The sequence below is a fragment of the Nocardia pseudobrasiliensis NBRC 108224 genome, from assembly GCF_001613105.1.
Classification (GTDB): domain Bacteria; phylum Actinomycetota; class Actinomycetes; order Mycobacteriales; family Mycobacteriaceae; genus Nocardia; species Nocardia pseudobrasiliensis.
The window spans coordinates 18,098-41,153 of record NZ_BDBS01000057.1 but is presented as its reverse complement, the minus strand read 5'-3'; the positions used below and the strand labels follow the sequence as shown (position 1 = coordinate 41,153).

Here is a 23,056-nt window from a genome sequence, read left to right as displayed (position 1 = left end):
CGAGCATGACCGACCTCGACGAGCGCCCGGTGCTGCTCACGATGAGCGGAATCACCAAGGGGTTTCCGGGCGTACAGGCGCTGCGCGGGGTCGATCTGACCCTGCGCCGGGGTGAGGTGCTGGCGCTGCTCGGCGAGAACGGCGCCGGGAAGTCGACGCTGATGAATGTCCTCGCGGGGGTGTTCACTCCCGATGCCGGACATATCGAAATCGACGGCGACCCGGTGCAGCTGCGCTCGCCGCGCGAGGCGGCCCGGCACGGCATCGCCATGATCCATCAGGAATTGAATCTGGTGCCGCAGCTGTCGATCGCCGACAACCTGTTTCTCGGACATGAATTGCGCACCGCGCGTGGCACATTGGATCGTCCGGCGATGGACGCGCGCACCCGGGAGCTGCTCGAGCGGGTGGGATTGCGGCTGCCCCCGCGGCGGCCGGTGTGGCAGTGCCGACTGGCCGAACAGCAGCTGATCGAGGTCGCCAAGGCGCTCAACCATCGGCTGGCGGTCCTGGTGATGGACGAACCGACATCCGCGCTCACCGAATCCGAGGCGCAGCGGCTGTTCACGGTGATCCGCGGGCTGACCGCGCGCGAGGTGGGCGTGGTCTACATCTCCCATCGCATCGAGGAACTGGCCCAGATCGCCGATTCGGTGACGGTGCTGCGCGACGGCGCGCACGTCGGTCAGCGCGCCATGGCCGGTACCGCGCGGGGTGAGCTGATCCAGTTGATGGTCGGGCGACCGCTGGGGGAGTTGTATCCCCGTCGGCCCGAACAGCATTCGGGTGACGGAGCGGTGCTTCGGGTCGACGGCTTGTCGACCAGGCCCGCACCGGGCGCGGAAACCGTTGCGCTGAGGGATATTTCCTTCGACGTCGCGGCGGGTGAGATCGTCGGCTTGGCCGGATTGATGGGTGCGGGGCGCAGCGAGGTGCTCGAGGCGCTGTACGGGGCCGGGCCCGCGCTGGACGGCCGGATCGAACTGCAGGGACGGCGCTACGTCCCGCGCAGTCCGCGCCGGGCCATCGCACGCGGATTCGCACTGGTCGCCGAGGACCGCAAGGCGCAGAGCCTGGTACTCGGAAACACCGTGCGGTTCAACGCCTCCCTGGCCGCGTCGGCCCGCTTCCTGCGACCGTGGCGGACCGTCGACGCGCGCCGGGAGCGGGCCGCGGTGGCCCGGCAGCTGAGCGAGTTGCGCGTGAAGGCGGCCTCGCCCATGAGCGTGGTCGCGACCCTGTCGGGCGGGAACCAGCAGAAGGTCGTGCTGGCGAAATGTCTGCTCACCAAGCCCTCGGTACTGCTGATGGACGAGCCGACCCGCGGTATCGACGTCGGCGCCAAGGCCGAGGTGCACGCGCTGATGGACCAGCTGGCGCGCGGCGGCGCGGCGATCGTGGCGGTGTCCTCGGAGCTGCCCGAGCTGATCGGCATGTGCGATCGCATTCTGGTGCTCTGCGAGGGCCGGATCACCGGTGAGTTCCATCGCGATGCGGCTCGTGGCGAACCCTTCGATCAGGAACGCATACTCACCGCGGCGATGGCCAGGCCCACCGCCCTCGACGATCGCGCGCAGGTTGACTCATGACCGAAACCGCTTCTCCCGCTGTATCGTTGCGGACCAGGGTGACCCGGCTGGGACCGTATCTCGGTGCGGTGCAAGGCTATATCGGCCTGGTGCTGGTGATCGCGGTCGGGATCATCACCAAGGGACAGTACTTCTGGAATCAGACCAATCTCACCAATGCCGTCGCGGCGTTCTCCTCGCGGGGCATTCTCGCCGTCGGGGTCACACTGGTCATCCTGACCGCCGGTATCGATCTGTCGGTGGGATCGATCATGGGGATCGGCTCGCTGACCGCGGCCCTGCTGCTGGTCGACCACGATCTGAGCCCGTGGCTGATCGTGCCCGCGTCCGCGCTGGTCGGCGCGTTTTTCGGACTGTGCAACGGCCTCGGCACGACCGTGCTGCGGGTGCAGTCGTTCGTCATGACCCTGGCCATGCTGTCGATCGTGCGCGGCCTGGACAGGCAGTTCTCCGGCAATGTCGCGGTCGGCACGGCCGTGGTCGACGAGGGCGGCCATCCCACCCCGCGCGCGGCGGAGTTCGCGAATCTGGGCACGCCCGGGCACACGCTGTTCCAGGGCACCTGGCTGCCGCTGTTCGGGCGGGCCGGAATCGCCTATCCGGTACTGGCCTTCGTGGCGGTCTGTATCGTATTCCAGCTCGTGCTGACCAAGACCCGATTCGGCCGCCATATCTACGCTGTGGGTGGAAATCCCACGGCCGCACGGCTTTCCGGGGTGAATGTGACGCTGGTCGTGGTGGCGGTGTTCACGCTGTCGGGCATGTTGGCCGGATTCGCCGGGCCGATCGATGCCGCCTACAGTGCCTCGGCCGATCCCCTCGCCGGGACCGGATACGAGTTGGACGCCATCGCGGCGGCGGTCATCGGAGGTGCCAGCCTGTCGGGCGGCAAGGGCACCATCACGGGCACGTTCGTCGGCGCGTTGATTCTGACGCTGCTGGACAACGTGTTGGGGCTCAATGCGATCAGCACCAATGCCCAGCTGATCATCAAGGGCCTCATCGTCGTGGTCGCCGTGGTTCTGCAGCGGCCCGATTTCTTCCGTCGGATCTCGTTCAGGAGTCGAGAATGAAGCTGTACCAACGCTTCACCGTATTCGCCGTCTGCGCGGTCGCCGCGCTCGCCTCGGCCTGCGCCGCCAACGCGCCCAGCGGCGGCGGGGACGGTAAGCAGTTCGTAGTGGGCTATTCGCAGTCCAACAACGCCGAACCCTATCGCGCGCAACTGAATCTACAGCTGCAGTACTACGTCAAACAGCATCCCGATATGAAGCTGCTGCCCATCACCGACGCGCATCAGGACAGCGCGACCCAGGTGAGCCAGGTGCAGGCCTTCATCCAGCAGAAGGTGGACGCGCTGATCGTCTCGCCCAACGAGCCCGCGCCGCTGGCGGCCGCGGTACAGCAGGCGTGCGCGGCGAAGATTCCGGTGATCATCCTCGATCGCAGTGTCAACACCGACTGCTATTCGGCCTTCATCGGCGGCGACAACTACGCCATCGGCAAACTCGCGGGTCAGGCCGCCGTCCAGGCGCTGCCGAACGGCGGCAATGTGGTCGAATTGCGCGGCATCCTGTCCGATCAGCCGCAGGTCGACCGGGACAAGGGCTTCCGGGATGCCGTCGAGGGCCACAATATCTCGATCATCGAGCAGCAGGAGGCCAAGTGGCTCAAGGCCAATGCCACCGCGACCATGCAGCAGTGGCTGGCCAAGGGCGACAAGATCGATCTGGTCTACGCGCACAACGACGATATGGCCCTCGGCGCGCAGCTGGCGATCCAGGGCGCGGGTAAGGCCGGACAGATCCAGATCATCGGCATCGACGGTCTGGCCATTCCCACCGGCGGTATTCGCGCGGTGCAGAACGGGCAGCTGCTGACCACCTTCGTCTATCCGACCTGCGCCGAACAGGCCGTGGACACCCTCGAGAAGCTGCTGCACCAGCAGCCGGTGGACAAGAAGCAGGTGCTGCCGACCACGCAGGTGACCAAGGAGAATGCCGCGCAGCTGTACCAGGAATACGACATGTCGGGGAAGGTCGGTGGCTGACCCTAATAGAGCAGGCCGTCGTGCGGCACCCGTAGTCCGCGCCGGAGTTTGACGGGGTTGACCATTTCGTAAGCGGCGCCGATCAATCCGTCGCGGACGCTGAAGGCGATCACCCGCGGCGGTGACCCCGGTACGCCGTCGTGCGGTGCGCGCTCGTGCAACAGCACACCGAGCTGACCGTTGACATTGACGAATTCGTATTCCCCGCTGCCGTTTTCGGAGAAGTCCACCCGATAGCGCCGCAGCAGGCTCACCGTGAAACGGGCGATCTTGGCCGCTCCGCGCAGCAGTTGCAGGGCGGCGCTGGTGGTTCCGTTGCTGTCGGCGGTGTAGGTCGCGTCCGGATGCAGGGCGGCGACCACCGCCTGGAGGTCACCCGCGGCCATCGCCGCCAGCAGCCGCCGCACCGCGAGATCGTGGTCGGCGTCGGTGGCCGGTTCGGGCGTGTGCGCCACCGCCTTTCGCGCCCGCACGGCCAGCTGCCGCGCGGCGTCGGCGGAGATGTCGAGGATGTCCGCGATCTCGTCGAACGGCACGCCGAAGCCGTCGTGCAGGACGAAGGCCACCCGCTGCGGCGGGGTGAGAGTGTCGAGCACGACCAGTGCGGCCAAGCGGAAATCCTGTCCTCGGACGACGCTTTCCAACGGGTCCGGGGTGCTCGACGGGGTCGTTCCGGTCACCACGAACTCCGGAAGCCATTGGCCGACATAGCTTTCCCGGCGGGTCGCGGCACTGCGCAAGTGGTCCAGGCAGATTCGGCTCACCACCGTGGTCAGCCAGGCGCGCATATCCTCGATCTCGAACTGCCGCGCGGTGATCAGCCGTAGCCAGCTCTCCTGCACCGCATCCTCGGCATCGGTCACGCTGCCGGTCAGGCGATAGGCCACCGCGAACAGATGTGCCCGGTGGGATTCGAAGAGATCGGCGAGCAGAGCGGCAACCATTGCGGTGAGTTTACTTCAGGTCCGAAAATCGCTGGGCCGTCAGCTCGGCACATGACAGCATGACCGCATGGAGGACTGCACGCTGACCGATGGTGTGGTGTGGTTGTCGCGGCCCGCCACCGACGATATCGACACGATCGTCGACTGCTGTCGCGAACCGTCGGTGGGCGAGTGGACGACCGTGCCCATGCCCTACGAGCGCACGCACGCGGAGAAGTTCCTCACCGACACCGTCGCCCCCGGCTGGACCGCGGGCCTGCCGACCTGGGGTGTCCGCGAATCGGCCGAATCGAAGCTGGTCGGCATGATCGGCCTGATGCGCCGCGACAACGACCCCAGCGCCGCGGAAATCGGCTTCTGGCTCGCCGCCCGCGCCCGCGGCGCGGGCCTGATGACCCGGGCCGTCCGCCTGGTCTGCGACTTCGGCTTCGCCCCCGCCAGCCTGGGCCTGGGCCGCATCGAATGGCGCGCCTTCGTCGGCAACCGGGCCTCCGCCGCCGTGGCCCGCCGCACGGGCTTCCACTACGAGGGCCTGATGCGCATGGGCGGATATCAGCGCGGGGTGCGTAGGGATTCCTGGATCGCGGCTCGGTTGGCGGATGATCCCGCGACGCCAGCGCGGGGTTGGCCCGCGGACGTCTGATCCGGCTATGGCCTAGGTTGGTCGGTGTGGGTAGCGGGCACGAAAATGATTCACCACGAGCGCTTTTCACGGCTCGACTGGCGGAACTCTGGGAGGCCGCCGGTAATCCCACATTGCAGCGGGTCGTGGCCGCCGCCGAGACCCGGCTGCGCGCGACACGGGCCTCCGGTCGCGGGGGCGGACTCTCGGCACAGCGAATCAGCGACTGGCGTAAGGGCCGCAATGTGCCCTCACGTTTCGAAACGTTCGAACCGGTGCTGGTGACATTGGTACAGCTCGCCAAGGCGAGGTCCGTGCCCATCCAGCCCGCTGTAGCGAATCGGTCGGCCTGGCAACGACTGTGGAAGGCCGCGACCGAGGAACCCCAGTCGTCGCGCCCGACCGTGACGACCGGGCTGCGACGCGACCTCGACACATTCGTCGGGCGCGAGTTCGAATTGCGTCGGATCCTGCAGGCGGCGGGGCCGGGGCGGGTGGTTTCCATCCACACCGTCGACGGCATGCCTGGCGTCGGCAAGACCGCGCTGGTCACGCGCGGCGCGCACCTGCTGTCCGACCAGTTCCCCGACGGCCGCTTCTTCGTCGAATTGCACGCTCACACACCGGGACAGCATCCTGTCGATCCGTTCGATGTGCTCGCCACGCTGCTCACCGATCTCGGCATCGCGCCCGGACACATACCCGACTCGCTCGCGGCGCGGCGCGATCTGTGGCGGGATCGGCTGTCGGATCGGCGGGTGCTGCTGGTGCTCGACGACGCGCGCGACCACGCGCAGATCGAACCGCTGCTTCCGACCGGGCCGGGTTGCCTCACCCTGATCACCAGTCGGCGGCGGCTGGTCGCTCTCGACGGCGCGGTCCCGCTGACCCTGGACGCCCTCGACCCGGACAACGCCGCCCAGCTGTTCAGCCGTCTGGCGCAACGCGATCCGACCGGAAGCGCCGACGCCGCCGCCATCGCCGAGATCGTGCGGTTGTGCGGATATCTCCCCCTGGCGATCGTCCTGCTGGCCGGACGCCTGGCTCACCACCCGGCCTGGACCATTCAGACCCTGGCCGACCACTTCGCCGCGGCCACCGATCGGCTCACCGAACTCGACACCGGCGATCGAGCCGTTTACGCGGCCTTCACGATGTCCTATCGCGATCTGCCGCCCTTGCGGGCGCAGGTGTTCCGCTATCTGGGTGTGCACCCCGGCCCCGATACCGACATCGCCGCGGTCGCGGCCCTGGCCGACCTGCCCGTCGCGGTCGCGCGTCGCGAACTAGAGGCGCTCTACACCGACCATCTCGTCGAGGAACCCGCTCCCGGCCGCTACCGCCTACACGATCTGCTGCGCGATTACGCACGCACTCTCGCGGCCGGTGATCCGCGCGAACACAACGATCGCGCCCTGGACCGGCTGCTGGACCACTATCGCAACACCGCGGCGGCCGCTGACCGACGCCTGGCCCGGCGGACGCGGCCGAGCGCGGATGTCGCGGCGAACGATTTCGCCGACGAGGCACGGGCCTGGGGGTGGGTGCGCGTCGAACGGGTCAACCTGCTGGCCTGTCTGGAACACGCCGCCGCCACGGACCAACCGCGCCGAGTGGTCGAGCTGACCGCGGGGCTCGCCGCCCTGCTGGACCGTGACGGACCCTGGCCGCAGGCACGGCGACTGCATCACCGCGCCGTCGACGCGGCCAGAAGTCTCGGCGACCGACTCGGCGAAGCCAACGCCCTGGCCGATCTCGGCAGCGTATGCCAGCGGACCGGCGACTATGCCGAGGCCACCGAACTGCATCGCCGGGCGCTGAGACTGTACCGGGAGATCGGCGACCGACTCGGCGAGGCCAACGCCCTCGGCACCCTCGGCATCGTGGGCGAGGAGACGGGGACCTATGCCGAGGCCATCGACCTGTACGAGCGAGCATTGACGCTGTATCGGGAGATCGATGATCGCCGCGGCGAGGCCAATACCCTCAACAATCTCGGCGTCGTGCGCGCGGATATCGGCGACTATGCCGTGGCCACCGAACTGTACGGCCAGGCCCTGGAGCTCTATCGGCAGATCGGCAACCGCTTCGGTGAAGCCAACGCCCTGGGTAATCTCGGCGTCGCGTGCGCGGATGTCGGCGACTACGCCGAGGCCACCGAGCTGCACCAGCAGGCGCTGGACCTCTTCCGGGAGGTCGGTGACCGCTTCGGCGCGGCCAACGCCCTGGGCAACCTCGGCAATGTGCGCAAGGCAGCCGGGGGCTATGCCGAGGCCATCGAAATGCACCGGCAGGCACTGGAGCAATTCCGGCGGCTCGGCAACCGTCTCGGCGAGGCCAACGTCCTCAATGATCTCGGCAGCGTGCGCTATCTGACCGAGGATTACGCCGAGGCCGCCGACCTGCACCGGCAGGCCCTGAACCTCTATCGCAAGTTCGGAAACCGCCTGGGCGAGGTCGAGGCGCTCAATCGCATCGGGCAGGTGCTGACCCGCAGCGGTGCTCTGCGAGAGGCGTTGGGAGTGTTCGACGAAGCGCTCGAGCTGGCCCGTCGGGTGGACAGCCAACCGGAACAGGCCCGCGCGCTCGAGGGCGCCGCCCGCTGCCGAGCCGGTCTGGGCGACACCGACGCCGCGCTGACCCGGCTACGAGAAGCCGTCGAGATCTACCGCCGTATCGGCGCACCCGAAGCCGGTTCCGCCGCGGCCTATCTCGCCACCCTGGAGAACGTTCCGCCCGCGCTCTGAGCCGTGTCGGACCCATCAGGAACAATGGACCACGGCCCGCAGACTAGGAGGCGCCGTGACCGACGGACCGCTCATCGTCCAAAGCGACAAGACCCTGCTGCTCGAGATCGATCACGAGCGGTCGGATGAGGCGCGGCAGGCTATCGCGCCGTTCGCCGAGTTGGAACGGGCGCCGGAGCATGTGCACACCTATCGGGTGACGCCGTTGGCGCTGTGGAACGCGCGGGCGGCGGGCCACGACGCCGAGCAGGTGGTCGACGCGCTGGTGAACTTCTCGCGGTACGCCGTGCCGCAGCCGCTGCTGGTGGACATCGTCGACACCATGGCCCGGTACGGGCGGTTGCAGCTGGTCAAACATCCGGCGCACGGGCTGGTGCTGGTCAGTCTGGATCGGGCGGTGCTGGAGGAGGTGCTGCGGCACAAGAAGATTCAGCCCATGCTGGGCTCGCGCATCGATGACGATACGGTCGCGGTGCATCCGTCCGAGCGCGGGCGGATCAAGCAGATGCTGCTCAAGATCGGCTGGCCCGCCGAGGACCTGGCGGGGTACGTCGACGGCGAGGCCCATGCGATCGATCTGGACTTCGACGGGGGCCAGTGGGAGCTGCGCGACTATCAGGAGATGGCCGCCGACTCGTTCTGGGCGGGCGGTTCGGGTGTCGTGGTGCTGCCGTGCGGTGCGGGGAAGACCATGGTCGGGGCGGCCGCGATGGCCAAGGCCAAGGCGACCACGCTGATCCTGGTCACCAATACCGTGGCGGGTCGACAGTGGCGGCGCGAGCTGCTGGCGCGCACCTCGCTCACCGAGGACGAGATCGGGGAATACTCCGGCGAGCGCAAGGAGATCCGCCCGGTCACCATCGCCACCTACCAGGTCATCACGCGCAAGACCAAGGGCGAGTACCGGCATCTCGAACTGTTCGACAGCCGCGACTGGGGCCTGGTCATCTACGACGAGGTGCATCTGCTGCCCGCCCCGGTCTTCCGGATGACCGCCGATCTGCAGTCGCGTCGCCGCCTGGGCCTGACCGCGACGCTGGTTCGCGAGGACGGCCGCGAGGGCGATGTGTTCTCCCTCATCGGCCCCAAGCGCTACGACGCGCCCTGGAAGGATATCGAGGCCCAGGGCTGGATCGCCCCGGCCGACTGCGTGGAGGTGCGGGTCACCCTCACCGACGCCGAGCGGATGAGTTACGCCACCGCCGAACCCGAGGAGCGCTACAAACTGTGCTCGACCGCGCGGACCAAACTGCCCGTGGTGGAGTCGATTTTGGAGCGGCACAAGGATTCCCAGTGCCTGGTGATCGGCGCGTATCTGGATCAGCTCGACGAACTGGGTGAACATCTGAACGCCCCGGTCATCCAGGGTTCCACCCGCACCAAGGAGCGCGAGGCGCTGTTCGACGCGTTCCGCCGCGGTGAGATTCCGGTGCTGGTGGTGAGCAAGGTCGCCAATTTCTCCATAGACCTTCCGGAAGCGTCTGTCGCGGTCCAGGTTTCGGGCACCTTCGGCTCGCGTCAGGAGGAGGCGCAGCGGCTGGGCCGATTGCTGCGGCCCAAACACGACGGTGGTCAAGCGCACTTCTATTCCGTTGTCGCCCGTGACACCCTGGACGCCGAATACGCGGCCCACCGGCAGCGTTTCCTTGCCGAACAGGGGTATGCCTATCGCATCACCGATGCGGACGACCTGCTGGGGCCGGCGATCGGCTAGATGGAGGGCTTGCCTCCGAAAACGTGTTAGGAATGAGACGTGCGACGCTTCGAATTCGCGGTGGACCGCGAGCATGCCCGGGCGGTGAACGAAGTCGTCCACGATATTCGCCGGATGCGCGTGCTCGCGCTGGCCGCGGCCATCGTGCTCGGTCTGGGAACGGCCGGGCTCATCTGGCTGAATCATCCGTATTCGTTCCTGCTCGCGATCGCCTTCGCGCTGGGCACGATCATCGCCCTGTTCGTGGCGGTCTGGACGCCGTATCGGTCGCGTATCGAGAAGCTCTACGCCGAGGGCGAGCTGGTTCCGGCGGTGGTGTCGGGTAAGAACCCCAAGGGCGTGACGCTGCTGGCGCTGGTGAATCTGGCCAAACCCGAGGCGGATCCGCGCTATGCCCTGATCACGCGGGTGGTGCGCTCGCTGCCCGGCCACGGCGGCGGGCCGGGGGAGCAGGTGCCCGCGGTGACGGTCCGGGCCGATCGCGTGCCCCGCTCGGTGGCCGATCTGCGCCAGGTGGTCAGTGCCATGCCGATCGCCTGGGGCACCCGCGACACCGGGGTGATCGATCGCGCCCGCGCGGCCATCAGCGAGGTGGAATGGCGTCTGCTGGCAGACAATCTCGAGGTGGCCGACAAGGTGCAGGGCAAGGATTCGAAATACCTGCTGCTGGATCCCCAGCAACTGCCGGAGGAATTGCGGGGCTGAAATCCGGTTGACCGGATCCGTAAACTTGGTCAGTGATATCTGCCACACATTTCTGGGCGTTTCTGGTGGCCGCCACGATTCTGATCGTCGTTCCGGGTCCCGGCGTGCTGTTCACCATCGGACGCGCCCTCACCAACGGCCGTCGGGCCGCACTGGTTTCGGTACTCGGCCACGCGCTGGGCGTCCTGGTGGCGCTGGTGCTGGTCGCCGCGGGGCTCGGCATGATCGTCGCGGCCTCGGCGATCGCCCTGACCGTCATCAAGTTCACCGGGGCGCTGTATCTGATGTATCTCGGGGTGCAGGCGATTCGGGAGCGTCGATCGCTGCGCGCGGCCCTGGAGACCCAGATCTCTCCGGTGTCGAATCGGCGAATCTTCCGACAGGGCATCATCGTCGGGATCACCAATCCGAAGTCGATCATCTTCTTCTCCGCGGTGCTGCCGCAGTTCATCGATCGCGACCGGGGCGCGGTGCCGTTGCAACTGCTGACCCTGGGCCTGATCTTCCTGGCCATCGCGCTGGTCTCCGACAGCGTGTGGGGGCTGGCCGCCGGATCGGCCCGCGACTGGTTCGCGCGTTCGCCGCGGCGGCTCGAGGCGGTAGGCGGCGCGGGCGGGCTGATGATCATCGGCCTGGGCGCGAGCGTGGCGGTCTCGGGCGCGGAGAGTTGAGCGTTTAGCATCGGCACCTGTTCTGCGCTTCGTGGAAAGGGTGGCTCGTCGCATGAGAATGCGTACCGGAATGCGGTTCTCGGCCGCGGTTGTGTTGATCGCGAGCGTCCTCGCGACATCGGCGCAGGCGCAGCCGCCCGCCGATCCGCTGGTCGGTGCGTCCGGTCTCGGCGATCCGTACTACCCCGACGACGGCAACGGCGGCTATCACGTCGGCCACTACGCCGTCGCGATCTCCTACGATCCGCCGAGCCGTCAGCTCACCGGCACGGCGCGGCTGGAGTCGGTGGCCGCCCAGGCGCTGCGCATGTTCGATCTCGATTTCGCGGGGCCGCAGGTGCGCCGGGTGACGGTGAACAACCTGCCCGCCGGATTCGTCCGCCACGGCGAGCACAAGCTCTCCGTGAGCCCCGCACTGCCCGTCCTGCCGGGGCTGCCGTTCACGGTGAGCGTCGAATACGGCGGAGAGGCAACGCAGAACGACGAGGGCGGCTGGACCTTCTCGCCCAGCGGCGGTGCGTTCGCGGCGGGTGAACCGCATTCGGCCAGCACCTGGTATCCGCTCAACGACACCCCGTTGGACAAGGCCACCTTCGATCTGAGCGTGACGGTTCCGCGGGACTGGCAGGTGGTGTCGAACGGCCTGCGGGTGCGCGATGAGGTCGACGGTCCGAATCGGACGGTGGAATGGGCGTCGCGACATCCGACGCTCGGCTATCTGACGACCGTGGCCATCGACCACTTCGACTTCCTCGATCAGACTCGTGCCGACGGCACGCCGTTGATCAGCGCCTTCGCGCCCGGCGCGGCGCGGGCCCGGGAACTCGAGCAGCGCCTGCCCGAGGTGCTGGACTTCATCGAATCCGTCTACGGCCCCTACCCGTTCGAGAGCGGGGGCGGTATCTACGTCGACACCGACCTGAACTTCTCGCTCGAGACCCAGACGCGCCCGATCTACGCGCCCTGGACCGATCTGGACACCGTCGTGCACGAGAACGCCCATCAGTGGTGGGGCGATTCGATGTCGGTGCGGCAGTGGGCGGATATCTGTCTGAACGAATGTTTCGCCAGCTACACCGCCGACTACCTCTGGCCGGAGAGCAAGGAGGGGCTCGACGCCGACGCGCGATATCGCAAGACCGTCGCCGAGCGCCGCGACGATCCGAGGTTCTGGGAGATTCCGCTGCAGAATCCCGGTGCGGGCCGGGAGTTCACGGCCGTGTACTACCGCGGGCCGCTGTTCCTGCACGCCCTGCGCCGATTGGTCGGGGATGCGGTGTTCTTCTCCGCGACAAGGGATTTCGTGCAGTCGCATGCCTACGGCAATGCCTCGATGCCGGAGTTCCGGCAGTTCGTGCAGTCACGGGCCGGGCTGGATCTGAGCGCCTTCTTCGAGGCGTGGCTCGAGCGCGAGACGATACCCGCGCCGGAGTATCTGTATCCCGGATCCTTGCGCGCCTGAACATCATTCGCCCTCCGGTAGCCGTGAGCGCGCCTTGGCCACCCAGCGTTCGATCCGGTCGAGTTGGCGTTCGGCCTTGTGCAGGGCCTCCTGGGCGGAGCGTTCGGCCGCCGCGGCGAAGCGGCGCTGATCCTCGGCGCGTTCGAGATCGGCGCGCAGGGCGGTGATGCGGGCGTCGAGCTCGGCCAGTTCGGCGTCGCGCCGCGCGACGTCGGCGCGGGCGGAATCGGTTGTCTCGCGGGCGGATTCGAGCGAGTTCAGCGCCTCGTCGAGTTCGTGGCGGGCCGCGACGTCTCGATCGGCGGGAGGTTCGGGTGCGACGGCCGGTTCGGGTGGCTCCGGGGCCGCGGCCAGGGCGGGTCCGGCTGGGCCGAAGCCCTCGTAGCTCGCGGCGGCGGCCAGGGTGCCCCCGCGAACCTGTTCCGCCACAGCCGAATCCGCCAGTGCGGCATTGAGGGTCTGGCCGACCTCGCGCAGTACCGCCTCGCCGAGGGGTTTGCCGCGTGCTGCGGCGAGCCGACCGGCCCGCTGCGACAACGCGTTCACCGCCTGCTGCCGCTGCGCGGTGAGGGTGCGCAGGCGGTCGGCGGACAGACGGCGCTGCGCATCACGAAGGGCCGCACCGAGATCCATTAGCACCCCGACCTCTTCGCCGGCCTCGCGCGCCAGCAGATTGACCGCCCACGCCGCGACCGTCGGGCGGCGCAATTTGGCCACCGCGGTCGCCAGATCCTTGTCCCCGGCGGCCCGCGCGTCCTTGACCTGCGCGTCTCGCGCCCGCACGAATTCGCCGGGATCGGTTCCGTAGAGCTCCCGGATGATGTCCTCGAGCTTCATGTTGCAGAGCGTAACGATCTCCCCGACCATAGCGACAGAGATCTCGATGTACGCCTGGGCGCTCGTCCAGTATTGCGAAAGGCATTGATTGTGAACTATCTCGGTCTGCAGTTGCTCAACAACCTTCTCCCCAGCATCCTCAATCATTCGCTGTGGGCTCTGTGGAGCCTGCGGCAGTTCTGAACGTCCGGCTGCTCTGCGTGGCGGTGACGGTGGCCGTCGGGGCGGTCACCGGCTGCTCGGTCACCGAACTGTCCGCCACCGCCCGCGCCAAGGCCGGTGACTGTCTCGCGGTCGCCGAGGGTGCGGCGACCCAGGCCCGGACCGAACCGACCGACTGTTCGTCGGCCCGCACGGTCTACACGGTCGTATCGAATTCGGACCATCGGCGCGACTGCGGCTCCGAATACGCCAGCTACGAGGAGACCTCGGCCGGGGAGACCGTCGCCTACCTCTGCCTGGCTCCCGATCTGAAGCAGAACAGCTGCTATCACCGCGACTCCGCGACCGGCTTCGCCACCGCCGACTGCGCCGACTCGCAGGCCACCGTCCGCGTCGTGGCGCGCGTCGACGGCCGCGCCGACCGCGAGCTGTGCGCACCGCCCGCGACCTATCTCACTGTCTCGGAGCCGAAAACCACGTTCTGCTTCGTGAATCCGCGGGCGTGATCACTGCTGCTCGTCGACCAGGGCGACCGAGGCGATGCGATGCAGTGTGAAACGGCGCACCGATCCGGTGACCTGATCCAGGGCGTCGAGTTGGCCACCGGCGACCTTGAGCGGTTCGACGATGCGCTGGGTGGCCGTGCCCTGAGCGTCGACGTAGCCGATATGCACCGGGCGGCGCACCCGGACGGCCAGTTGCAGCAGGGCCAGGGTGGCCGCGGTGCCGGTGCGGGTGCCGTCGGAGCGCACCGACTGGCCGGGGCGGGCCTGGGCGGCCTTCTCGCCCGCGCGCAGTTCGGCGACCAGCAACTGGAGTTGTTCGGTACTGGGCGGCGTCGGACGCCAGGTCTGACGGGTGTTGGTGCGCAAGGGGATTCGCGCGCCGCGCGGGCGCAGATCGACGATGGCGCCGGAGGAATCCTCGCCCGCCGGGCTGAAACCCGCGCCGCGCAACAATTCCAGCACCTCGCCGAGCGGGGCCTGGGAGATGGCCACGGTCGGCGCGATGGCCCGCAGCGCCAGTCGCTCGGCCACGGGAGCGGCCAGCACCTCGGCGAGCAGCGTGGGATCCTCACTGCGCAGGAATGATTGGGCCATACCCGCGCGCAGCCGCCCGTGCCGACGCGCGACATCGTCGATGAGATAGGTCAGCGACTGCGGGACCGGGGTGCGCGAATGCGCGGCGAACAGCTGATGCAGTTCCGCCGCCGTCAGCCCGGCGTCCAGCGCGCGGCGCACCGAGGCGTCGCCGATCCGGTAAACCGTTGCCGCACCCGCCGATTCGACATCGGCGACCAGGGCGATGCGGCTCTGCAGATCCGGTACCAGCGGGCCGGGGGCGATCACCGTCAGATCGGCCTGCACCAGCACGTGGTCGACCGGTTCCGGCAGCGCCGACTCCATCTCGGCCTCCGCGTCGCCGAGCGAGTCGTGCAGTAGCGCGCGGCCCGCCGAGGTGAGCGCGCCACGCCCGACGATGCCCAGGGCGGCCGCCTCGGCCAGCGTCGCCGTCACCGCGTCGAGGCGGAAATGCCTGCGCCAGCGCGGCTGTCGCCAGGCCAGTACTCGCACGATATCGGCGGGGGACAGGGCCGATCCGGGCGGACATTCGGCCAGCAGCGTCAGAATCGTGCGGCGATCGCGTACGGCGTGGACATTGCGCAGTTCCAGCGACAGCGCGGCCAGCGGTTTGTCGTTGGCGTCGCGCAGGCCGATCATCCACGGGAAGCGGTCCAGTTCCAGCCAGGCGTCGGCCAGCACCACCCAGCGGCGGGCGGCCGGGCCGTCCAGCCAGCCGTCGGCCGAGCCGGTCGGCGCCCAGAAGTCGTCGACGGCATCGGAATCCGGCGGCGGTTCGGGAATTCCCTTGTCCAGCAGGCGGGCCGCGGCCAGCACCTCGGCGAGCATTCCGATGCGGGTCTCGTCGATTCCGGTCTGCTTGGCCACGCGGCGCAATTCGCGCACACCCAGTCCGCCCGAGCGCAGCGCCGGGGCGGGCGCCTGGCCCAGGACCTCGAGGATGTCGCCGCAGTGGCGCAGCAGCTCACCCACCTCGCCGGCGGCGGCCGCGTTCACATCGGCCGCGGTGTGCCGCCGCGGTTCCGGCTGCGGGGGCGTCAGGGCGTGCGGATCGGTCACCGGTTCGCGGCGCAGCACCTGGCCGACCGACGGCGGCAATTCGACGGTCTCCGCATCGACCCACTCGAGCAGCCGCTTGGCCAGCAGGCGCTGAATCGGACGGTCGGGCGCGGTGCCGGGCGCGGCGTCACGGGTGCGCCCGCGCGGGCCGGTGGCGGCCAGCTTGTCCAGCAGGGCTCGTTCGGCCGAACCGATTTCGCTCAGGGCCGCGTGGATCTCCGGTTCGGTCAACGCATCCGGAAGTTGCGTAGTGCTGCCCAGCGGCCACGGCAGCGCGTCTTTGGCGGCCGCGGCGAGTAATAACTCGTCCTCGCCCCACAGCAGCGCCCGGGCGGCGAGACGGGCCACGGCCGCGTCGATGGCCGCGGCGGGCACCCGATCGCCGAGCAGTTCGTACAGGCGGGCGCGGGGCAGCGGATCGGCCGTGCGGCCCGGATAGCTCGCGCCGTGCACGGCCAGGGTCTCCACGACGGCGAAATCCAGGGTGTCCAACTCGTCGGTGGCGCGCAGCACCGAGGCGCGCTGTTCGGCCCGTGCCGCCAGCACCGCCATCGAACCCGGCAGCGGGACGGCCAGATCCGGGCGCAGTTGCAGCAGCGTCACCAGATCGTCGTCGGAGCGGGTGGTCAGCCAGTCGGCGAGCGCGATTTCGGCCGAGCCGGGAGCGGAGTCGGTCGTGGTCATCCCATCCAGCCTACGGCCGTGGTCGACGCCCTGCCGAGCTGTGTCGTACCTATCGCGCCGGCGGGTAACCGCCGTGCCAGAATGAGCGCGTGGTGAACAAATCGAAGAAACCCTACGTCGACAATGGCTGGCCGCAGGTCGAGAACGGCGACCACGCGGTTACCGAGCTCTCGTCGACTCGTTCCGGTGGTCTGTCGCCCTACGGCGAGGACACCGAGTTTCCGGTGCCGGCGGATCAGGTGCCGTATGTGCACCCGCACACGGTCATCAACCGCTGACGCGCAGACGGCGAAAGGCCCCCACCTCTTCCTCGGAGTGGGGGCCTTTCGCTGTCTGTATTTCGATATGAGGTGCGACGCGGCCTAGTTCGGCAGCACGTTCTTGTTCGCCTCGAAGAAGTTCACGACGGACGGATCCAGCTTGGCGCCACTGGACTTGAAGGCGTTGTAGGCGTCGAGCGCCTGCTGCGGCACGGCGAAGCCCTGCGACTGCGCGGTGGCGACGGCCTTGTCGACGGCCTGGAACACTTCCTGGGTGCTGTCGCCCTGAATCGGCTGCTGCGGTGCGGCATCGGTCTGCGGGGTCCAGTGCGAATTCTGGGTGGCGGCGGGCGCGGGAGCGCTGCGCTCGGTCGCGCCGCTGTGCAGGCCCATGCGCTGCGAGCAGGTCGGCCAAGCGCCCCAACCCTGGGTCGCGAGAACGCGCTCGGCAACGGTGATCTGCTGTTCGCGGGTGGCCTGATTGGCCGACGCGGCGTATTCGGTGCCGCCGTGGGCGGCCCAGGTGCTCTGCGAGAACTGCACGCCGCCCTGGTAACCGTTGCCGGTGTTGATACCCCAGTTACCACCGGACTCACACTGGGCGAGCTTGTCCCAATCGGAGTCGGGAGCTGCGGCCGCGTGCCCCGCGAGGGCCACTCCCGCACCACCCATGATCGCGGTGGAGACGGCGACCTTGGCTACGGTGCGGCCGGTACTGGTCGGCTTGCGATGGCGTCCACTCATATCGGGTGTCTTCCTCTCGTACGCTCCTGCGAGGTGAGCTGTCGGGTTCGGACTGAGAGGTCGTCCGGTCCCGGTTGCCCGGGACTTCACCCCAAGGGATCGGTCTTTCGACTTCTCCCGGCTCCCTGCGTGGGACTTTGGGTTCCCCGCCCTTGCCCCTGTTTCCGTCGGGTGTCCGTACCCGCGGGGCAAGGCTCGGTGCGGCGGGCCGGTGGTTCCGGGACTGCTCCCGGCTGGGTAAGACCGTACGACGATCGCCGCGAAAAATCACCATTTGGTAACCGGCGTGTATTTGCGGGTCGCGGTCTGCCGCAAGGTCTTCCAAAACCCCGTCTGTGCAGGTTGTCGCGGCGTGTCATCAGATCTCGGTCGTCGTGACCGTCTCGTTATCGGTTCGTTATGTGACGAAGATCACAGGATTGGCTGGATAACGAACTGGGCAAATAGTTGTTGCCTACCGCGCCCGCCGACCGGACCAGAGTGCGAACACGATGCCCAGCAGCAGACCCAGCGAGGTCGCGGCCATCGCGATCAGATACAGCCACACCCCCGGACGGGCATCGCTCACGAGCGGAACCACGAATACGGCGATGATCGCCACCAGGCCGATCGCGAACAGGCCCAGTGCCACGTACAGCAGCGACCGGCCGGAGCGGCGGGGCGTCGGATTCGAGACGGAATCGGGCATTACTGCACCGTAAAACTGGTGTGCTCGGCCACTGGTCACCGGGGTAGACTCGAAAGCACCGCGTCCTACATACCTGTGGGGCGCTTTCTTTACGCAAGCAGGAAGGTTCCGGACATGTTCCGGGGCCCATGGTTGTGCCCGGGAGGTCCGGGCATCGATGACGAACGGGTGAGCGCAGTGCCGACCGGCAAGGTGAAGTGGTACGACGTCGAAAAGGGCTTCGGCTTCCTGTCCCAGGATGAGGGCGAGGACGTCTATGTTCGGTCGTCCGCGTTGCCCAAGGGTGTCGAGGCGCTGAAGCCCGGGCAACGAGTGGAATTCGGAATGGCCGCGGGTCGGCGTGGCCCGCAGGCGTTGAGCCTCAAGCTGCTCGAGCCGCTGCCGTCGGTGCGTGGCGGTCAGGGCAAGGAGCGCAAGGAGATTCCCGCGCTGCCCCGCAAGACCCCCGACGATCTGCACGGCCTGATCGAGGACATGATCACGCTGTTGGAGGCGACGGTGCAGCCGGATCTGCGCAAGGGCAAGTACCCGGATCGCAAGACGGCCCAGCGCATCGCGGAGGTCGTGCGCGGCGTGGCCCGCGAACTCGATCACTGATTACAGGACGAGATCCACGGCGGCCCCGGTGAGCATGTCTCACCGGGGCCGCCGCGTATCAAGCCGTCTGGATGGACCACACCTGGTAGGGCGCGAAGGATTCGTTGCCCGCCTCGTCGCGGGTCGGCACGACCAGCTGCAGTTCGATGCCGATCAGGCGCAGATCCGGCTGCGGTCGCGAATCCACCGTCACGGCACGGGTTCCCGCGCTGTAGTCGCGGTAGGACGCCACGTGCCGGGCCGTGGTGCCATCGGGCGCGCGGTACTCCATCACCATCACCCACGGCGCGTCCACGAGGTGGTTCGGCAGCGACAGCTGCACCGGATAGCCGGGCGGGGTGTCCAGCTGGGCGGTGATTTCGCTTTGCCGGCAGGACAATCCGAGCTGGCCGTTGCTGTCGGACTGTGTCACGGTGCAGTACCGGTAGGGCGGGACGGTGACCGTCTTGCCGTGCGCGTAGGCGGTGAGCTGTGGATCGGCTCGGTGCGCGTTGTGGACCGCCACGGCCACCACCGCGGCCACGGCGACGATCACCACGAACACCGCCGCCGCGGACAGCGCCAGGGCGGTACGGGTCTTCGGCTTCACTGTGGCGGGTTTCCTGTCGCTTGTCGGGTCGGATCGCCGAGGCCCGGATCCGGATTCGGATGGGCGCCGGAGACCTCCTGCTTCGCATGCTGGGGTCGGTTGCCGCCCAAACCGGGCAGCAGCGAATGACCACGGTAGCTCACCACGGTCTGCAGCAATCCCAGCGCCAACACGGCGGTGACGACCGCGAAACCCTTCCAGAACACGGTCGGTAGCAGGACGCCGCCCGCACCGCCGATCACCCAGGACAGCTGCAGCACGGTTTCCGAGCGGCCGAATCCGGAGGCGAGGGACTCCGGCGGCAGATCGTCCTGGATCGAGGCGTCCAGCGATACCTTGGCCAGTGCGCTGGCGCCGGACGCGACCAGGGTCGCCGCGGCCGCGCCGAGCAGATTGTCGGCGAATGTGGCGAACAACGAGATCGCCGCACAACCCGCCGTGCAGCCGACCACGATCAACGCGGGCCGCCCGAGTTTCAGCCGGGCCCCGGTGGCATTGCCCGCGAAGTTGCCGAGGCCCGCCGCCACGCCGACCACGCCGAGCATCGCGGCCTGTCGCCAGGCCACATGTTCGGTGGCCTTGGCGACGAAGGCGACATAGAAGAACAGGAATCCGGTGAGCACCCGGATCGAGCCGTTACCCCACAGGCCCACGACCACCGCGCGCCCCAGCGGCTGGCGGCGCTTGGCGGGTTTCACGGTGGACGGCGTCGCCTCCTCGAAGACCTCGGTGCGGGCCTCGCTGCCGTGATAACCGAGGGTGGCGGGCACCTCGCCCTCGGTGACCTCGATCCAGGACGGCATCCGCAGGCTCAGATAGGTTCCGACGCAGGCGATCACCACGGCGAACATGAGCGCGCCGGTGGATCCGGCGATCATCGCGCACAATCCGGCCAGGCCGCCGGCCACGATCGTCCCGCCCACCAGGCCGAAGACCGTGAGCCGGGAATTGGTTCGCACCAGATCGATTCCCGGTGGCAGCACTCTGGGCGTCACCGCGCTCTTGAGCACCGAGAACGATTTGCTCAGGATCATCATGCACAGCGCGAGCGGATACAGCGGCCAGCCGCCGAAGCCGAAGATGAGCACGATCGCGACCACCGCCCGCGCGGCGAACGATCCGGCCAGCGCGAGTCTGCGCCCGCGTTGCAGCCGGTCCAGCAGGGGACCGATCAGCGGGGCGATCACCGCGAAGGGTGCGATCGTGATCAGCAGATACAGCGCCACCTTGCCCTTGGATTCGGCGGTCTGGGCGGCGAAGAACAGCGTATTGGCCAGGGCGACCGCGATGGCCGCGTCGAGGGCGAAATTGGCCATCGTCGCGTAGACCAGTGCCGTCAGGCCCGATTCGTCCGCGCCGTCGGCCTTGGCCGCGCGCTGGAAGGTCTGGAAACCCTTCTCGGTGAGTTCGCGACTGCGCATCACCACCACGCGGGTGACGGTGAGTTTGCGCGGGACGCGTTGGGTGTCGGTGAGTTCCGCGGTCTCGGGTTCGGGCGGTGGCGGCGGCAGCGCGGGTGGCGGCTCGCCGCTCGACAGTCGGCGGGTCACGAATTCCGGTACGTCCGGTTCGGGGCTGCGGCGCGGCAGGGGTGGCAGCTGTTGCCGATCGGGGGTGTTCGGCGGCGGATAGCGGTCGTATCCGGGATGGCGCGGGCTGCGCGATCGGTCCTCGCCGTCCCACCGACCAGGATCGGTTCCGGAGGGTTCGCGGGAGGCAGTCACAATGTCGATTCTCTCGCAGGGTTTCGGGGATGGGGTTTCAGGTGTGGGTGTGATCCTCTGCAGAGCCGTTATGCCCGGACGAAGCGCACCTCGAACATTGTGGGCCAGTTCTTACCGGTGATCAGGAATCGGTCGGCGCCCGGGAGTTGCGCGATGCCGTTGAGCACATCGGTTCCCGCGCGTTCGGCCGATGTCAGCAGGCCGCTCGCGTCGATATCGGCCAGAACCGCGCCGCTGTCGGGATCGATGCGCAGGATGTGATCGGTGGGCCAGACATTGGCGTAGATCGAACCGTCTGTGGCGCAGTCGAGTTCGTTGAGGCGGGCATTGCGGTGGGTGGTGAGTCGGATGGAGCCGGTGGCGGCGAAGGTGGTCGGATCCCGGAAGGTCAGGGTGGCGCTGCCGTTGCTCATCACGAGGCGGTCGCCGCGGGTGCACAGGCCCCAGCCCTCGCCGTCGTAGCGGGCCCGAGTGCGTTCGGCGAGGGTGCGCGGATCGCGCGCGATGGCGATGCCGTCCTTCCAGGTGAGCTGCCAGACGGTGTCACCCGCCAAGGTGACGCCCTCGCCGAACAGGTCGGCGGGCAGTTCGACCCGGGCCAACTGTTCGCCGGTGTTCAGATCGGTGGCGCGCAGATCGGATCGGCCGTCGAGGCCGGTGCCCTCGTAGAGGATCGTGCCGTCGATCTCGAGGCCCTCGGTGAAGGCGGCGCGATCGTGTGGGCGAGTCCCGATCACCTCGACTCGGAATCGCGGTGTGTCGTCGATGTTCGCGCAGCCCGACGCCGTCGCGGAACCCACCGTTGCCAGCAAGATCAGTCCAGTCACAGCCCACGCACGACGTTTGCGCTCCATACGGCAAAATGTAGGGCGTGAGCGCAGTTCCTGTTTCGGAGTCCGGTGTGCGACCGATCCTTGCGGAGGCGGTCGGGCTGGCCCGCCGTGCGCTCCTCGAGCTGCAGCCGACCGGTGTCGGCGAGCATCTGGGGGTCACCGCCGAGGATGAATACGCGGCCACGCATCACTTCGCGGCCACACTGCCCGGCTATCGCGGCTGGCAGTGGGCGGTGGTGGTGGCGGCGCCGCTGGAGGCGGAGTACGCGACGGTCAGTGAGTCGGCCCTGCTGCCGGGCCCCGATGCCCTGGTGGCACCGGATTTCGTGCCGTGGGATCAACGCGTGCGCCCCGGCGACCTGGCCCCCGGCGACCTGCTGGCCCCGCCCGTCGACGACCCACGCCTGGTACCCGGCTATCTGGTCACCGGCGATCCGGTGGTTGACGAGGTCATCGAGGAGATCGGCCTCGGCCGTCCCCAGGTCCTCAGCCGCGAGGGCCGCGAGGAAGCGGCCCTCCGCTGGTACACCGACTACGGCCCCGACACGGACATGGCCCGCTCGGCGCCCTCCACCTGCGGCGTCTGCGGCTTCTTCGTCCCCCTGGCCGGCGCCTTCCGCTCCGCCTTCGGCGTCTGCGCCAACGCGATGGGCGCCGACGGCCACGTGGTACATACCGAATACGGCTGCGGCGCCCACTCCGACACCGTCGTCCCCACCGGCACCGGCTCCCCCCTCTACGAGGCCTACGACGACGCCGCCGTCGACCTGATCCCCACCACAGACCTCCGCCGCCCGGCGGATGCGGTTGTGGCCGAGGATGCTTCGGCGGATGGTCCCGAACCGAAGTCGGAAGAGATTGTTGCCGAGTCGGCTTCCGTGACGACGGAGACGGAATCGTCCGCCGGGAATTCGCAGGTGGCTGTCGGCGACGCGGATTCCGCCGTGGCGGAGACGATCTCGTCCGCCTCGCCCGAGGTCGTGGATACCGATGTCGAGGTGGTTCCGGCGGATGAGTCCGTCGCGGCGTCGAAGGTGGCCGTCGGCGACGTGGATTCCGCTGTCGAGGGCACTGTCTCGGCCGAGGTCGCCGAAGACGACGCGCCCGAGGTGCGGACCAGTGCGCAGGATTCGGCGTCGGCCGGTGTCGAGGCGGATTCCGCCGTGGCGGTGGTTCCGACCGCCGATGAGCGGTCGGCCTCGGCGGATGAGTCCGTCGGCGCGCCCGGTTCGGCCGTCGAGGGTGCCGCCGCCCGCGATTCGGAAGCGACTGTCGGCTCATCGGATTCCGTCG

Annotated in this window: 20 protein-coding genes, 1 pseudogene and 1 riboswitch; of the genes and pseudogenes, 13 read left to right on the top strand and 8 right to left on the bottom strand. The window is 68.5% G+C overall.

Annotated elements, in window-relative coordinates; genetic code table 11:
• Nucleotides 1–5 precede the first annotated feature (5 nt).
• Genes NP4_RS34630 through NP4_RS34620 form a run of 3 tightly spaced genes read left to right on the top strand, consistent with a single transcriptional unit; the run spans nt 6 to nt 3,639 of the window.
• Nucleotides 6–1,589 (top strand): sugar ABC transporter ATP-binding protein, encoded by a 1,584-nt coding sequence (locus NP4_RS34630; RefSeq protein ID WP_068006920.1) that lies wholly within the window; start codon nt 6–8, stop codon nt 1,587–1,589.
• Complete coding sequence (locus NP4_RS34625; RefSeq protein WP_068006916.1) at nt 1,586–2,662, top strand: ABC transporter permease; 1,077 nt, start codon at nt 1,586–1,588, stop codon at nt 2,660–2,662. Before NP4_RS34630 ends, NP4_RS34625 begins: the two co-directional genes overlap by 4 nt.
• Nucleotides 2,659–3,639, top strand: a complete 981-nt coding sequence (locus tag NP4_RS34620; RefSeq protein WP_068006914.1) for a substrate-binding domain-containing protein — start codon at nt 2,659–2,661, stop codon at nt 3,637–3,639. Before NP4_RS34625 ends, NP4_RS34620 begins: the two co-directional genes overlap by 4 nt.
• A 2-nt stretch (nt 3,640–3,641) precedes the next feature.
• Here the strand turns inward: NP4_RS34620 and NP4_RS34615 are convergent, their stop codons facing one another.
• Nucleotides 3,642–4,583, bottom strand: a complete 942-nt coding sequence (locus tag NP4_RS34615; RefSeq protein ID WP_068006912.1) for a sigma-70 family RNA polymerase sigma factor — start codon at nt 4,581–4,583, stop codon at nt 3,642–3,644.
• 67 nt (nt 4,584–4,650) lie between these two features.
• On the opposite strand from NP4_RS34615, the gene NP4_RS34610 reads away from it, so the two are divergent.
• The 6 genes from NP4_RS34610 to NP4_RS34585 are packed head-to-tail and all read left to right on the top strand — an operon-like array spanning nt 4,651 to nt 12,504.
• Nucleotides 4,651–5,226, top strand: a complete 576-nt coding sequence (locus tag NP4_RS34610; protein WP_068006909.1) for a GNAT family N-acetyltransferase — start codon at nt 4,651–4,653, stop codon at nt 5,224–5,226.
• A gap of 26 nt (nt 5,227–5,252) precedes the next feature.
• On the top strand, nt 5,253–7,952 hold the full coding sequence (locus tag NP4_RS34605) for an ATP-binding protein (RefSeq protein WP_068006905.1): 2,700 nt from the start codon (nt 5,253–5,255) through the stop codon (nt 7,950–7,952).
• Nucleotides 7,953–8,007: 55 nt separating this feature from the next.
• On the top strand, nt 8,008–9,666 hold the full coding sequence (locus NP4_RS34600; RefSeq protein ID WP_068006901.1) for a DNA repair helicase XPB: 1,659 nt from the start codon (nt 8,008–8,010) through the stop codon (nt 9,664–9,666).
• A 39-nt stretch (nt 9,667–9,705) separates the two neighbouring features.
• Nucleotides 9,706–10,371, top strand: coding sequence for a DUF3239 domain-containing protein (locus NP4_RS34595; protein WP_082876481.1), 666 nt, complete (start codon nt 9,706–9,708; stop codon nt 10,369–10,371).
• Nucleotides 10,372–10,403: 32 nt separating this feature from the next.
• Nucleotides 10,404–11,042, top strand: coding sequence for a LysE family translocator (locus NP4_RS34590; protein ID WP_068006899.1), 639 nt, complete (start codon nt 10,404–10,406; stop codon nt 11,040–11,042).
• 52 nt (nt 11,043–11,094) lie between these two features.
• Nucleotides 11,095–12,504: a M1 family metallopeptidase gene (locus NP4_RS34585; RefSeq protein ID WP_307598750.1), complete on the top strand. Its 1,410-nt coding sequence runs from the start codon at nt 11,095–11,097 to the stop codon at nt 12,502–12,504.
• A 3-nt stretch (nt 12,505–12,507) separates the two neighbouring features.
• Here NP4_RS34585 and NP4_RS34580 read toward each other — a convergent pair whose 3' ends face one another.
• Nucleotides 12,508–13,341 (bottom strand): hypothetical protein, encoded by an 834-nt coding sequence (locus NP4_RS34580; RefSeq protein WP_068007004.1) that lies wholly within the window; start codon nt 13,339–13,341, stop codon nt 12,508–12,510.
• Nucleotides 13,342–13,502: 161 nt separating this feature from the next.
• Between NP4_RS34580 and NP4_RS34575 the strand changes: the two genes are divergently transcribed.
• Nucleotides 13,503–14,009, top strand: coding sequence for an LppU/SCO3897 family protein (locus NP4_RS34575; protein ID WP_068006896.1), 507 nt, complete (start codon nt 13,503–13,505; stop codon nt 14,007–14,009).
• On the opposite strand, the gene NP4_RS34570 is transcribed toward NP4_RS34575, so the two are convergent.
• A complete protein-coding gene (locus NP4_RS34570; RefSeq protein WP_068006894.1) occupies nt 14,010–16,328 on the bottom strand; it encodes a helicase-associated domain-containing protein in 2,319 nt (772 codons plus the stop codon). It abuts the gene before it with no gap.
• An 89-nt stretch (nt 16,329–16,417) separates the two neighbouring features.
• Between NP4_RS34570 and NP4_RS34565 the strand changes: the two genes are divergently transcribed.
• Nucleotides 16,418–16,606 carry a hypothetical protein gene (locus NP4_RS34565; protein ID WP_062507293.1) on the top strand — a complete coding sequence of 63 codons (189 nt, stop codon included), beginning with the start codon at nt 16,418–16,420 and terminating at the stop codon, nt 16,604–16,606.
• 84 nt (nt 16,607–16,690) lie between these two features.
• Here the strand turns inward: NP4_RS34565 and NP4_RS34560 are convergent, their stop codons facing one another.
• Both NP4_RS34560 and NP4_RS34555 read right to left on the bottom strand, forming a co-directional pair.
• Entirely contained in the window at nt 16,691–17,332 is a 642-nt protein-coding gene (locus NP4_RS34560) for a resuscitation-promoting factor Rpf1 domain-containing protein (RefSeq protein WP_068006891.1), read from the bottom strand.
• Between the two features lie 8 nt (nt 17,333–17,340).
• Nucleotides 17,341–17,516: riboswitch (cyclic di-AMP (ydaO/yuaA leader) on the bottom strand.
• A gap of 270 nt (nt 17,517–17,786) precedes the next feature.
• Nucleotides 17,787–18,020, bottom strand: a complete 234-nt coding sequence (locus NP4_RS34555) for a hypothetical protein (protein WP_068006889.1) — start codon at nt 18,018–18,020, stop codon at nt 17,787–17,789.
• Nucleotides 18,021–18,197: 177 nt separating this feature from the next.
• Between NP4_RS34555 and NP4_RS34550 the strand changes: the two genes are divergently transcribed.
• The gene (locus NP4_RS34550; protein WP_174556207.1) at nt 18,198–18,617 is read left to right on the top strand and encodes a cold-shock protein; all 420 of its coding nucleotides are present in this window, start codon (nt 18,198–18,200) and stop codon (nt 18,615–18,617) included.
• A gap of 58 nt (nt 18,618–18,675) precedes the next feature.
• On the opposite strand, the gene NP4_RS34545 is transcribed toward NP4_RS34550, so the two are convergent.
• The 3 genes from NP4_RS34545 to NP4_RS34535 all read right to left on the bottom strand — a co-directional run bounded on the left by NP4_RS34545 (nt 18,676) and on the right by NP4_RS34535 (nt 21,784).
• Complete coding sequence (locus NP4_RS34545; RefSeq protein WP_068006884.1) at nt 18,676–19,206, bottom strand: DUF2771 domain-containing protein; 531 nt, start codon at nt 19,204–19,206, stop codon at nt 18,676–18,678.
• The gene (locus tag NP4_RS34540; RefSeq protein WP_068006882.1) at nt 19,203–20,930 is read right to left on the bottom strand and encodes an MFS transporter; all 1,728 of its coding nucleotides are present in this window, start codon (nt 20,928–20,930) and stop codon (nt 19,203–19,205) included. Before NP4_RS34540 ends, NP4_RS34545 begins: the two co-directional genes overlap by 4 nt.
• A 68-nt stretch (nt 20,931–20,998) precedes the next feature.
• Nucleotides 20,999–21,784, bottom strand: coding sequence for a glutaminyl-peptide cyclotransferase (locus tag NP4_RS34535; RefSeq protein WP_068006880.1), 786 nt, complete (start codon nt 21,782–21,784; stop codon nt 20,999–21,001).
• A gap of 47 nt (nt 21,785–21,831) precedes the next feature.
• Here NP4_RS34535 and NP4_RS42965 point away from each other — a divergent pair.
• Nucleotides 21,832–22,677: pseudogene (locus NP4_RS42965) on the top strand (DUF3027 domain-containing protein); the annotation flags it as partial.
• Nucleotides 22,678–23,056: the final 379 nt, after the last annotated feature.